Origin of the sequence: Pontitalea aquivivens, assembly GCF_046507575.1 — a bacterium.
Taxonomy (GTDB): domain Bacteria; phylum Pseudomonadota; class Alphaproteobacteria; order Rhodobacterales; family Rhodobacteraceae; genus Pontitalea; species Pontitalea aquivivens.
Window position 1 is genome coordinate 21,024 of record NZ_JBKFEY010000029.1, and the last position, 11,879, is coordinate 32,902.

The 11,879-nt window shown below is 57.1% G+C and carries 12 protein-coding genes; 4 read left to right on the forward strand and 8 right to left on the reverse strand.

Annotated features, from left to right (window positions below; translation table 11 throughout):
• Positions 1-278: 278 nt before the first annotated feature.
• Both ACK8OU_RS17730 and ACK8OU_RS17735 read right to left on the reverse strand, forming a co-directional pair.
• Positions 279-686 (reverse strand): type II toxin-antitoxin system VapC family toxin, encoded by a 408-nt coding sequence (locus tag ACK8OU_RS17730; protein ID WP_410304713.1) that lies wholly within the window; start codon positions 684-686, stop codon positions 279-281.
• Positions 683-916 (reverse strand): AbrB/MazE/SpoVT family DNA-binding domain-containing protein, encoded by a 234-nt coding sequence (locus ACK8OU_RS17735; protein WP_410304714.1) that lies wholly within the window; start codon positions 914-916, stop codon positions 683-685. The genes ACK8OU_RS17730 and ACK8OU_RS17735 overlap by 4 nt, the downstream gene beginning before the upstream one ends.
• Positions 917-1,432: 516 nt before the next feature.
• Here ACK8OU_RS17735 and ACK8OU_RS17740 point away from each other — a divergent pair.
• Positions 1,433-3,607 (forward strand): putative bifunctional diguanylate cyclase/phosphodiesterase, encoded by a 2,175-nt coding sequence (locus tag ACK8OU_RS17740; RefSeq protein WP_410304715.1) that lies wholly within the window; start codon positions 1,433-1,435, stop codon positions 3,605-3,607.
• A 342-nt stretch (positions 3,608-3,949) separates the two neighbouring features.
• Here ACK8OU_RS17740 and ACK8OU_RS17745 read toward each other — a convergent pair whose 3' ends face one another.
• From ACK8OU_RS17745 to ACK8OU_RS17770, 6 genes are read right to left on the reverse strand one after another with little or no spacing between them, the layout of a single operon-like run.
• On the reverse strand, positions 3,950-4,678 hold the full coding sequence (locus tag ACK8OU_RS17745) for a TSUP family transporter (protein ID WP_410304716.1): 729 nt from the start codon (positions 4,676-4,678) through the stop codon (positions 3,950-3,952).
• 31 nt (positions 4,679-4,709) lie between these two features.
• Positions 4,710-5,693 carry an oligopeptide/dipeptide ABC transporter ATP-binding protein gene (locus ACK8OU_RS17750; protein ID WP_410304717.1) on the reverse strand — a complete coding sequence of 328 codons (984 nt, stop codon included), beginning with the start codon at positions 5,691-5,693 and terminating at the stop codon, positions 4,710-4,712.
• A complete protein-coding gene (locus ACK8OU_RS17755) occupies positions 5,690-6,679 on the reverse strand; it encodes an ABC transporter ATP-binding protein (protein WP_410304718.1) in 990 nt (329 codons plus the stop codon). The genes ACK8OU_RS17750 and ACK8OU_RS17755 overlap by 4 nt, the downstream gene beginning before the upstream one ends.
• Entirely contained in the window at positions 6,679-7,581 is a 903-nt protein-coding gene (locus ACK8OU_RS17760; RefSeq protein WP_410304719.1) for an ABC transporter permease, read from the reverse strand. Before ACK8OU_RS17760 ends, ACK8OU_RS17755 begins: the two co-directional genes overlap by 1 nt.
• Positions 7,578-8,501, reverse strand: a complete 924-nt coding sequence (locus tag ACK8OU_RS17765; RefSeq protein ID WP_410304720.1) for an ABC transporter permease — start codon at positions 8,499-8,501, stop codon at positions 7,578-7,580. The genes ACK8OU_RS17760 and ACK8OU_RS17765 overlap by 4 nt, the downstream gene beginning before the upstream one ends.
• A gap of 60 nt (positions 8,502-8,561) precedes the next feature.
• Positions 8,562-9,656, reverse strand: coding sequence for an ABC transporter substrate-binding protein (locus ACK8OU_RS17770; protein ID WP_410304721.1), 1,095 nt, complete (start codon positions 9,654-9,656; stop codon positions 8,562-8,564).
• A gap of 66 nt (positions 9,657-9,722) precedes the next feature.
• Between ACK8OU_RS17770 and ACK8OU_RS17775 the strand changes: the two genes are divergently transcribed.
• From ACK8OU_RS17775 to tnpB, 3 genes are all read left to right on the forward strand, one after another.
• Positions 9,723-10,457: a hypothetical protein gene (locus tag ACK8OU_RS17775; RefSeq protein ID WP_410304722.1), complete on the forward strand. Its 735-nt coding sequence runs from the start codon at positions 9,723-9,725 to the stop codon at positions 10,455-10,457.
• A 47-nt stretch (positions 10,458-10,504) separates the two neighbouring features.
• Positions 10,505-11,503: a hypothetical protein gene (locus ACK8OU_RS17780; RefSeq protein WP_410304723.1), complete on the forward strand. Its 999-nt coding sequence runs from the start codon at positions 10,505-10,507 to the stop codon at positions 11,501-11,503.
• A gap of 151 nt (positions 11,504-11,654) precedes the next feature.
• The coding region (gene tnpB, locus ACK8OU_RS20645; protein WP_458524359.1) for an IS66 family insertion sequence element accessory protein TnpB at positions 11,655-11,879 on the forward strand (225 nt) is incomplete at its 3' end.

The following is an 11,879-nucleotide window of genomic DNA, read 5'->3' on the forward strand; positions in this document are numbered from 1 at the left end:
GCGGGGCCCCTGCTGACCAACTCCAACACGTGCAGTGAAGGGGAGCCGGCTTGACGAGAGCGGTACAGGTTCGGGCCTGGGCCTTTCGCTTACGAGATCGCAGAAGCTGCAGGCAGAAGTCCTCCTGATCTCGAACCGAGCGACCGAGTGTCTTGATCTACTGCAGCTGCCGAAGGCATCCGGCAATGAGACTTCTGGGGCGGCGCTACCAACGATCATCATGGAGCTAGAAAATCCGCGCCGCCATTCAGATTGGCCTCTTCGGGCGAGCTGTCAGTTTAGCGTTTTGGGATGATCAGACTCACAGTCGGATAGTAGGTGCGGTAGCGGCCGACATCACGCGTGAGAAGTGGCAGTTGGCTCACGGCCGCATGAGCGCCGATGAAGAAGTCTGGCAGGACGCCGGTGCGCACTCCACCGGATTTTCGATATCGCGTAAATACCTTGCCGGCGAGAAACAATGCTTCCTTGGGTATAGGGGTCAACTGGAGGCCCGCTTGCTCTACGAACAAATCTAAATCCTCAATTCGTTCGTAACGCACACCCAGTTCGGCAAACACAACATCGTTAATGAGCAGAGGACCTCTGAGGCTCGCGGCCTCAAGCTCGGCAATGGACCACTCGGCCCAAGCCGGATCGTCTGTCACAAGGTCGAGAAGTACGTTTGTATCTACAAGCGTCGTCACGTCTCACCGCGTGTTAGTGCCATTATCGCATCGGTGCTAAGCCCTTTACCAGCATGCCCGCGTAACTGGGCAAAACGGCTCGCGTTCTGCGTCCCGTCACTGCGTTTGAGCACTATGTCTCCGTCAGCTGTGCGGTGGAATTCGACCTTGCTGCCGGGAACAATCCCAAGATGGTCGCGAACAGGTTTTGGGATGGTCACCTGTCCTTTTCCCGTAACAGTCGTAGCCATGCTTTTGCTCCGAAGTAATACCGTGTCACAATAAGGTATTACCGCCCCGTGAATATTTCAACCCGCTGTGAGGACGCGCGCCAAACTCGTGCTGGGACCACCATCCGGCGAACGTTGGCGCCCAAGGTATTTACCTGGCGATGATCCTGGTCAACTCCGTCGATCAGGAACGTTTCATTTTCACAGCTTTATGTTTGCCTTTGGAGATTGCCTTCTAGGCGCAAAGCGATATCAAAAGCGGTCGAATTGGCGGCAGGTTGGCATTGAGCATCCATCAGGAAGAGCATTCCTACGTCGCCCCAACGTCTGTCCCGATAGAACAAGCTTGAACGGCCCCGCCACACTTGTGCACTGAACGATCAACCTTGATCAACGTTATGACTGATCACATCGGGTCCCTGAACCGAACAACGCGCTGGAAAGGGTAAATCGGCCCATATGTTTCAAGTCCCTTCTGAACGGTCCGCTTTCCGCCGCTACTTCAGACGTCAGGTGCTGGTTCCGGTTGGATCAGTCATGCTGGCCTTCGTCGCCGCCGCAACCCTCGGCCTATACTGGGCCACCACCACGAGCGATCAAGTTTCCACCCAGCGGCAAGCCAAGGTTGCGCAACTCGCTTTGAACACCAGTGCTGAGCAACTTGCATATGAGCAACAGAGCATTGCCAGCTGGGACGAGCTCGCTGCACAACTGCAACGCATTCCGCTTAATACAGAATGGCTCGATTCCCACGTGGGAACTCGTGTGAACCATCTTTTCGGCCATGATCTGACGTTCATTCTCAATGACCGAGATCAGGTGATTTATGGCTTTCCAGCTGGCTCCTCCTCTGCCGCCCTCTACGGCATGATTGAAGATGATCTAAAACCACTGATCGAGTCTGTACGCGCGCAATTGGCAGTCCTTGAGACAGGAGAAGCAGAAGAGACCAACTTAGTAGGTCCAGTCACTCGGATGAGGCCTGAAACAATCTACGATGACCATGCAACCGAGGTGCTTGATCGGCCGGCGGCTGCGAGCGTAATGGCGTTGCGCCCGCCGTCCGGGGATCAAGAGCCGCCTCTTCTTGTCAGCGTGCGATATTTGGACGGAGCATATCTCAATCAGATAGCGGCATGGGGGTTGTTGGAGGGCCTGCGGTTCTCAACGGATCCAACCGCCTCGCCGCGCGAGGCCAGGGTCACGCTCCGGGACGAACGTGGCAAGCAAATCGGCCATTTCTTTTGGAAGCCGGAACTCCCTGGCACGAGAATATTGACTTTGCTCGCACCCTCGGCAGCACTCCTTATCCTGATATCGGCCGCAGTTATGGCTTTCCTGGTCTGGACACTTTGGCGGTCGGGCAGGCAACTCTCAACAGCTATCATCGATCTTAGAGCAAGCGAGGCTCAGGCGCAGCACCTGGCCTTCCATGATGTCCTGACGGGTTTGCCAAACCGCGCCCTCTACCATGAACGCCTTGATCAAGCCGTCCAGCAAGCCGTCAATGGTCATTGCTGCGCAATTCTGGCGCTTGATCTTGACCGGTTCAAACAGGTCAATGATGCTCTCGGACATTCAGCGGGAGACATGTTGATCCAGGGTTTTGCTTCGAGGCTCGACAGCATCGCCCGGGACAGCGATACGGTCGCCCGCATTGGCGGTGACGAATTTTCGATTCTGTTGAGCAATGTCGCGGATAGAAATGAAGTGGAAACGTTCTGCGAGCAGGTTCTTGCAATGGTTCGCGAGCCGTTCGAGTTGCTCGGCAATCAGGTGTTTGTGGGCGTGAGTATCGGAGTCGCCATCGCCCCTGAGGTCGGAACCGAACGTGGCGACCTCATTCGGAAGGCAGACATTGCGCTCTATCGTGCAAAGAGCGAAGGCAGGGAGCGATATCGTTTCTTTACCTCCTCGATGGATGAAACCGTCAAGCTTCGTAAAGAACTTGAAAGGGACCTCCGCCGAGCACTCACAAACAATGCTGAATTGGTTGTGCATTATCAGCCAGAGGTGGATGCGTACACCCAAGCCGTTGTGGGACTAGAAGCCCTGGTGCGTTGGAAGCATCCTAAAAGAGGGTTGCTGCTGCCTGGAGAATTCATCCCGGTGGCGGAGGAGACCAGACTTATTTCCCGGTTGAGCGAGTGGGTTCTTGGCGAGGCCTGCCGCGCCGCTACGCAATGGCCGAGCCTCTTCATAGCCGTCAATCTTTCAGCATCACAGTTCAGGTCACCCGATCTTGCGCACAAGATTATCGGTATCGCTGAGCGCATGCACTGCGATCCCCGTCAAATCGAATTGGAGATCACAGAGAACGTCCTCCTCCAGCAGGATGAGATCGCACGGACGGTTCTCAGCCAGTTGCGGGAGGCCGGTTTCCGGATCGCACTCGACGATTTCGGCACCGGTTATTCCAGCCTGGCCTATCTGCGCGAATTTAAGTTCGACAAGATCAAGATTGATCGTTCGTTCATCAAGAACCTCGGTCAGGACCCCGAGGCTGCTGCAATCGTCACCTCAGTGGTCACGATGGGTCAGGCGATGGGCCTGACAGTAACCGCCGAAGGCGTCGAGAACAGCGATCAAATGGTTCTCCTCTCCGAAGCCGGGTGCAATGAACTGCAGGGGTTTCTTTTCTCCCGGGCCTTACCCCCAAACGAAATATCCGAGGTTCTCGATGGGAGAGCAAACCTGAGCGAAGTGGCTTGATGGTTGCTAACGAACCCTTCGCTACTTACCATCACCTTAAGTCTTGGGAGCCGCCCCAGGCGCCCTTGCTTGCCGCCAAGTAACCGGCACGCAAGGGGGCTTCTTCGCGGCCGACTACCAACCTGCTCTCGCCCAATTTGCTTTCGATGATGTCGTTTGCCATGTCGCCTGAGCGGGCAACGGTTAGCTTATTCGGAACGGTCTACGAGAAGTAGTGTCGGTTCAGAGCCCTGGCCAATGCATCCGCGCATCGGGCGGCGGCGGCACCATCCTTGTAAGATCGGATTTGATCGTACTGTCCGCAACTTGCGTTGTCCAGGTAAGCTCCTGTTTCCAGGCTGCTCAGAAGAAAGCGCGGAAGAGCAACACAGCGGCTGACAGGGACGAGACCGTCATAACGATCGGCTTGATGGTGCCGCGATCAACAATCTTCCGCCCCCATCTTGAAAGAAGCAGCCCTCCAAACGCAAATGGCGCCATGAAGAGTGCGAGCTTGAGATCTTGCATGCCGAACCGTCCGGCGAACAGCAGTGCGGCAATTGAGATCAGACCACCCAGAACGAAGTATGCATTCAGTGTCGCACGCATGCGTGCACCACCCGTATCCTGGTAGACAATGGCCATTGGCGGAGCGCCGATGGACGTAAGGGTGCCCATGAAGCCCGAAACCGTACCTGCTGCAAACAGGGTGGCCGGGCGGGCAGAAATCCGCAGGCCACCAAAACTCAACAGCACGCCAAGCAGCACAGCGATGCCAAATAGTGCTGCGAACGCTTCTTGACTCATGACGCCGATGATCAAAGCGGCCAATGTCGCCGACAGGACCCGTCCGCTCAAGGCGAAGCTAAGGTCTGAACGGTGGACAGCATGAATTTCGCTCATCGTTCCCACCGCAGAAACAATCGTCGCGATCGCGATCATTGGACCGGGGACGAAGGCGGGATCCAGAACAGCAAGCAGTGGTGCCGCCATCATGTTGAACCCAAATCCGGTTGAGCCCTGTATCGCTCCGGCCAAGACGAGGGCGATGGCCGCGGCCAGCCCGGGCCATGTCCAAAGAAGTTCGATCATGCTGCGGACGGCATCTGTCGCGTGTAGCGGCTCACGTCAGGGCGCTGTCTGTTGCGTCCAGCGGGAACAGGCAAGCGCTGAGCCGATCTCTGCGCTCGCGTTGCTGCAGGGCTGGATAGGTCGTCGCGCACTCGGCTCTCGCAATGGGGCAGCGAGGGTGAAAAACACAGCCGGACGGGATGTCCATGGCATTCGGGAAGTTGCCGCGCAGTCCCAGATCCGGCACACCATTTTCGTCATCAGGTGTAAACACGGCTTCCTTCAGCACGGCCGTATAGGGGTGACTCGGTGCCGCAAATGTCTGTTTCGTCGGACCAGTCTCCACCACCCGTCCTAAATACATGACCATCATCCGGTCGGTCATGTATTCAATGACCGAAAGATTGTGCGAGATGAAGAGCATGGCAATGCGGTGCTCGGTTCTTAGATCCAGCAAAAGATTGAGGATTTGCGCCTGGACAGAAACATCCAGGGCAGACGTTGGCTCATCGCAAATCACGAGTCGCGGACCGGCGACAAGGGCCCGCGCGATCGCTACGCGCTGGCGCTGGCCGCCTGAAAGCTGACTCGGATTTGCCGCAAGCGTACGGCGGGGGAGCCCCACCTGATCAGCAATTTTCGCCACTTTGCGTCGGCGATCCGATCTCTCGCCGACATTGTGGATGTGCAGCGGCAGCGCAATTAGATCCTCGACCGACATGGAAGGGTTGAGGGAGCCATAGGGATCCTGAAAGACCGGTTGCACGGCCAGGGCCCGCTCACGACGCGGATAGCTGGCGATCGGCCGTCCTTCCAGCAGAACCTCGCCACTGCTCGGTGCTTCCAGCCCCAGCAATATGCGGGCAAGCGTACTCTTGCCACAACCGGACTCACCAACGACGCCAAGGATTTCGCCCTCGCCAATGGACAGCGATACCTCGTGCAAAGCCCGCAGCGGCTTCGCTCGACCAATGATGCCGCTGCGCACCGAGTAGACATGAGTAAGGTCACGGGCCTCGATGATCGGCGCTGTCATACCGGTGGAACTTCTTGCTGGTCGATCGGAAGATGGCAGAACACTTTCTGCCCGGAAGCTGGGGTGCGTCTCGGTGGTGCTTCCTTGCTGCAGACCTCCAACCGTCGCGGACAGCGAGACAGGAAGGGACAGCGTTGATCCTCATGATGGAACGCCGGAACATTGCCCGGAATGCTCGCCAGCCGCAGCGTTCCATCGCTCGGATCCCTGGGACGCGGTACGGAAGCGATGAGCCCCCTTGTGTACGGATGCGCCGGGCTCTGCAATACTGCCGCGCGTGGTCCATGCTCAACAATCCGGCCGGCATACATGACGGCAACGCGGTCAGCGATACGAGCCACGACACCAAGGTCATGCGTTATGAAGATCATCCCCATCTTCCGCTTCTCTTGAGCTTCCTTCAGGATGCGCAGGATCTGAGCCTGGGTCGTTACGTCCAGCGCAGTGGTCGGCTCGTCGCAGATGATCATCTCGGGTTCACACATCAGTGCCATGGCGATCAGCACGCGCTGACGCAACCCGCCCGAAAGCTGGTGAGGAAACTGACCAAGCCGGTCTGCTGCATTGGTGAGCCCCACGCTTTCCAGAACCTCAATAGCGCGTGACTGCGCTTGTTGCGCGCTGGCCCCGGTATGCCTGCGGTAAACGGAACGCAGCTGATCACCTATTGTAAAGACCGGGTTCAAGGCGGTCATGGGCTCCTGGAAGATCATCGAGATGTTTCGTCCGCGCAACGCTGACAGCTTGCGCTCGGGCAGTTTCGTGAGATCGACTTCGCGAAGCCGCAATCGCTGTGCGTTCAGCCTGGCACCCCGGGGGAGGAGTTGCATCAAAGCGAGTGCGGTCATCGATTTGCCGCAGCCGGACTCGCCGACCAGACAAAGCGTCTCACCGGCAGCGACGTCAAGGTCGATACCCCGGACGGCACGAAGTCGCTCCCCTTGGTCCGGGAGGGTGACGTGGAGGTCACGGACTTGCAACAGCATTAGCCACGTCCTCCTGCTGTGAGGTCGCGCATCGCGTCACCCATGAGGTTGATGGCCGGAGCGAGGACGAACAGGCAACTCCCGGGGAGGACGATCAACCAAGGGCTGAAGAACATGGATGTCTTTGTTTCCGAGAGCATGAGGCCCCACGAGGGTAGGGGGGCCTGAACGCCAAGTCCAAGGAAAGACAGGGCAGCTTCAAGCAGGACGGCCTGCGCCATCTCCACCGTTGCGACCACCATGAGAGGCGCACGGATGTTGGGCAGGATCTCGCGGAACAGGATGTGCGGCAACGAACTGCCAAGCACACGGGCGGCAGTGACGTAGTCCCTCGCGCAGACCTGTTGCGTTGCCACCCGCGTGACAACAGCAAACTGGTCCCAGAGGAGCAGGCCAAGCACGACAATGACAACCGTCAAGGATGGACCCACAATCGCCACTACGGCCAAAGCAATCAGGATGATCGGCATCGACAAACGCGTGGTGATAATGGACGAGATAGCGGTATCGACCCAGCCTCCATAGTAGCCGGCGACGAGGCCGAGCGTAATGCCGATGATGGCAGACATGACCGTCGCGCCAATGGCAATCGCCATGGAAATGCGGGCGCCATAGATAAGGCGGCTGAGGTAGTCGCGTCCGAGCTGGTCAGTTCCTAGCAGGTGTTCGGCCACCGTGGTGTCATGCCAGAACGGCGGCTTCAGCCGCAGGGGAATGCTCTGCGCATAGGGATCGAACGGTGCGAGTAGCGGCGCGAAGATCGCGATCAGCCCGATTGCAAGAAGGATCAAACCAGAGAAGATGAAGGTACGATGAGCGAGTGCCTTTTGCCAGAAGCCAAGTCTTTTGACTAAAGTTTCTCCGTGGGGCTCTACTGCAGTGATTGAAGCGGGAGAGGTCATTTCCCGGCACCCCTCAGGCGTGGATCCATGTAAGCGTTCAGCAAGTCGGCCAGAAGGGTCAACACAATGTAGATCATCGAAATCAGTAGCACGATCGCCTGGATCACGGGCATATCAGAGCGGGTCATCGACTGCCATGCCAGATAGCCGACGCCATTGAGCGCGAAAATGGATTCAACCACGATAGAGCCCCCGAGCATAAAGCCCAGCTGCACGGCAGATAGAGAAATGACGGGCAGCACAGCATTCTTCAGGGCATACTTGAACGTTACCTGCAGCGGGCGGATACCCATTGCGCGGGCGGTACGGATATAGTCCGATCCAAGCACGTCGATCATCCCCGCGCGTACAAGCCGCATCAAGGGCGGCATGGCGAATGTGCCAAGGGTGATCGCAGGCAATACGAAATGCGCATAGGTGTCGGAACCGGAAATCGGTAGCCAGCGTAACTGAACGCCGAAAACGACGATCAGCAGAAGACCAGCCCAGAAATTCGGGATCGCCTGGCCCGCCACGGCAAGCAGCTGGACGAAGCGGTCGATGATTGTGTTGGGCCATAGCGCAGCCGCGCTGCCCAGCGGAAGAGCAATCAGCAGTGCGAGCAGCATCGACAGAACGGCCAGCAGGGCGGTGACCGGGAGGCGCTCGACGATCATGTCGATCACAGGGCGCTTGGACAGATATGACGTGCCGAAATCACCTTGCACGACATTGCCAAGATATTCGAGGAAGCGAGCCGGCAGCGGCCGGTCGAAGCCATATGTCTTGCGGATCAGTGCGACGTCTTCATCTGTTGCCTGCGCACCCGCGATGCCCACGGCCGGGTCATAGGCTACGTTACTCAGGACGAAGCAGATGACGGAAACGATCATCATCACCACCACCGCCATGGTGGCACGCCGCACGAGATAGGTCAGCATCGGTCTGCTTCTTCCGGTATGACGGGCGGCTTGGCTGCCGCCCGTCGGTTTTCGACTCTCTTATTTCCAGCTTGCGTCGTAGAAGCGAGGCAATTCGTCAAGAGTAGCTTCGAAATTCAGCGTATTCGAGTAGGCGTATCCCATGACGATTGTGTGCATCGGGACCCAGTAAGCCTCGTCCGTAATGATCCTGATCGCCTCTGCATACTTTGCCTTGCGCTCTTCAGGATCCATGACGGCTGCGCCTGCCTTGACGAGCTCGAGCACGGTTTCGTTGCGCGAACCGTCATTGCTGGAGCCGTCGAACATGGCGCCGATGGAAGCAGAACTGTCGGCCAGGGACTGCGAGCCCCAATCGCCGTACCACATGCCAACCTTGCCGTCGCGCCAGCTGGAGAATGACGGGCTGGCCTGAAGAATCTCGAGTTCCGCGTTGATGCCGACCGCGGCGAGATAGGACTGGACAGCTTCTGCCCGGGCACGATCGCGATAGCTTCCCATCTGGACCGAGAAACCATCGGCGTAACCGGCCTCGGCAAGAAGCGCCTTTGCCTTTTCCGGATCGTATTCATACACCACGGCCGCTGACTGATCGCAGCCGAACTGAACCGGATGACACGGGGCGTTGATGATCTCACCATCGCCCCCCACGAGATTTTCGACGATTGTTTCGCGATCAATGGCATGGTTGACGGCGCGGCGCACGCGGACGTCGGTGAGTGGGTTCTCGCCAGTGCGGCCTGCAGCATCGAGCGCGACCATGGCAATACGAAGCGTCGAAGAGAGGGCCACTTCAAGAGTGGGAACGACCTGTAACTGTTCGACCTGGTCCGACGGCACGTTCCAGATCCAATCCACTCCGTCACCGATGACTTCGGCAATACGCGTCGCCGTATCAGGGATGATGCGCCAGTTCACCGTCTTGATCGAAGGTGTGCGCTTCGCGCCGCCTTCGTAATAGCCTTCATAGGCGACGAGCTTCACGAGGCCGTCACCATTTGATTCAACCTTGTATGGACCGGCGCCCACGGGTTTCTGGCCGAATTCCTGCGGTCCAACCTCCTGGAAGTAATCGGATGGATAGATCGGCAGCGAGCCGGCGACGAATTCCATCGCAGCAGGTGCAGCTTGCTTCGAGATCAACCGAGCGGACATTGCTCGATCGCTGGATGGTGCATGACTGAGGTTTGATCATTCTTATAGCGACATCAAGAGGCGAACATGCGTTCGATGAAAGTCTCTTTCCTTTCTATACTTGGATATATACTCGTACTCGGCAGCGCCAATGCTGATGCGGAGGAGCGTTTCCCGTGCGTGCCGGGCCATAGCGGCGATGCGGGAGGGATTATGTTGATGGACCATAGCTATCCGGTGAGGCGTGAGCTTGGATCAAACCGTTTCGATATTCCCTACGGGTATCTTACCGTCCGGCCGCCACCGTCGCGCATTAACTGCTTTCCCAAGCGGGATAGCGTTAGCTTTGCCTTCTGGGTGCCAGATCTGCGCGCGCCGAAAGACGATTGGTTGTTCCAGCCGGACTTCAGAGTGCAGGAACCCGGCAGACCTAGACCCGACGCGGACGAGTTTGTCGTCAAGGTAAGCTCCGTATCCCCAGAGGATCAGTGGACACCTGCAATTGGCTTCAAGAACCTAATTGATAGTTGGGAAAAGCCCTACCGGATAGAACTGCGTCATGGGTTGCTTCATATCCTCCCTGGCGAGAACCCGCAGGCATTTGATACGTATGCCGATCTCTCGCAGGAAAACGGTCAGTTCCTGTTGGCGTGCGACAGGCCCGAATCCCGTGTGCCAAACCCATTATGCAGGTGTGACCTTTATTTCAGCGACTTGCAACTGGAGGCTGCGTTGCGGTTCCCCCGGGATGCTTTGCCGAGATGGCGCGAGATCCGGGATGGGGTGCGGACCTTGCTTGATCGCTGGGCAGTACAGAACTGAAATTTTTACCGCTTTATTTGAATAGAAGTATTATTAAGGAGGTTATCATGCCAGCAGAATTTCCGCTTAACGAAGCGCAGCTGCAAGAATTATCGAAGTTTACGAACGGCGGCACATCCAATTTCCACAAGGGCTATGCTTATGCTCTGCAGCAAATGAAGGCGTATTACGCTAACCCAGTCCACGCGGAGGACCCAAACAGGCAGGAACATGCGAAAATAATGTTCTGGCTTGAAAAAGCAGCGGAAATCAACCGCAACGACCCCGGCAGCCAGAGCAATTTCTTCATGCGCGATTTTACGCGAACGGGCCGCCTATATGATGGCAAGGACGCCAGCCCCGAAAAGATCCAGGAAAATTCGGACCTGATTGGGAAGACGGTCATCCGAGACGTAATCCAGAAGTCCCGTATTCCGAGTATTGAGAAACTGATCCAGAACGATGTCAGCACCGCTATCGAACACGGTGGCCAGACGATTGGTGGCTGGGGTGGCAATTCCTACCTCTGGAACATGCCGCTCTCGGGTGATCCAGAAAATACTGTCGGAAAGGCAATCCTCGGAAATCCAGCAGAGTATGAGAAGTTCATCGCCATAAACGCGAAGGTTCTCCGCGACGTCTTGGGAGAGTTTGGCCCAAATTTGGAGCAGGTTGAGACTTTTCTTGGATCCGAACTGCCGTTGAGCGTGGCGGGCGATATCATGGATCGCGTCGCTAAGTCCAAGCTTGGCATCGAAAAACTAGCGGGAGATCCGGATTTGATCGATGGGTACCTGGCGGTAGAGGGGTTGGATGGTACCATCGAATGGAGATCGATCACCGCTTGGGCCAGGCCCCCTGTCAGCGATCCGGCCAAGATCGACGAATTGAACAGGCGACGGCAGATACGCATCGAGAAGGGGAAAGATGAAAGCTGGCAGAAGGGTGAAGTTTCCCAGCAAGATGCCGTCATCAAGACTGCTGCTGGTACGTCGTATGAGATTCACCACGCGGTCGATGGGCAACGAGCTTCACTCAAGGTTATATGTAGCGGCTTGCCAACATAAGCGCCTCTGCTCGCAAACATCGGCATTTTCTGCTCGAATTATCTGACAATGGAGCGGGCGTCGTGCTCACGCTCTTTGCCAATGTGCTCGCAAACATCCGGGTCTGCTTGCAAACATCCGCCACGTGCTCAGATTAATTGCCAGCGACGGCATGGTCAAACCGGGACGCCTGCCTGTCGTAGTTGCTCGGTCAGCTGACGGGAATATTCGGGATCAAGGGTGCCCGCCAGGAAGGCGCGGATATACGGACATGCGCTGTGGCTTTCCCTCCTTGGCGCTTCGGGTGCAGGAGGTTCTGCAGCATGATTCGTTGTCAGGGCATCTCTTCGTCTTCAGGGGCCGCAGATCGGATATTTTGAAGATCATCTGGCATGAT

Coding starts and splice junctions, on each gene's coding strand:
- ACK8OU_RS17735 (WP_410304714.1), bottom strand. CDS start 916: ATGGCTACGACTGTTACGGGAAAAGGACAGGTGACCATCCCAAAACCT.
- ACK8OU_RS17740 (WP_410304715.1), top strand. CDS start 1,433: ATGCTGGCCTTCGTCGCCGCCGCAACCCTCGGCCTATACTGGGCCACC.
- ACK8OU_RS17745 (WP_410304716.1), bottom strand. CDS start 4,678: ATGATCGAACTTCTTTGGACATGGCCCGGGCTGGCCGCGGCCATCGCC.
- ACK8OU_RS17750 (WP_410304717.1), bottom strand. CDS start 5,693: ATGACAGCGCCGATCATCGAGGCCCGTGACCTTACTCATGTCTACTCG.
- ACK8OU_RS17755 (WP_410304718.1), bottom strand. CDS start 6,679: ATGCTGTTGCAAGTCCGTGACCTCCACGTCACCCTCCCGGACCAAGGG.
- ACK8OU_RS17760 (WP_410304719.1), bottom strand. CDS start 7,581: ATGACCTCTCCCGCTTCAATCACTGCAGTAGAGCCCCACGGAGAAACT.
- ACK8OU_RS17765 (WP_410304720.1), bottom strand. CDS start 8,501: ATGCTGACCTATCTCGTGCGGCGTGCCACCATGGCGGTGGTGGTGATG.
- ACK8OU_RS17770 (WP_410304721.1), bottom strand. CDS start 9,656: ATGTCCGCTCGGTTGATCTCGAAGCAAGCTGCACCTGCTGCGATGGAA.
- ACK8OU_RS17775 (WP_410304722.1), top strand. CDS start 9,723: ATGCGTTCGATGAAAGTCTCTTTCCTTTCTATACTTGGATATATACTC.
- ACK8OU_RS17780 (WP_410304723.1), top strand. CDS start 10,505: ATGCCAGCAGAATTTCCGCTTAACGAAGCGCAGCTGCAAGAATTATCG.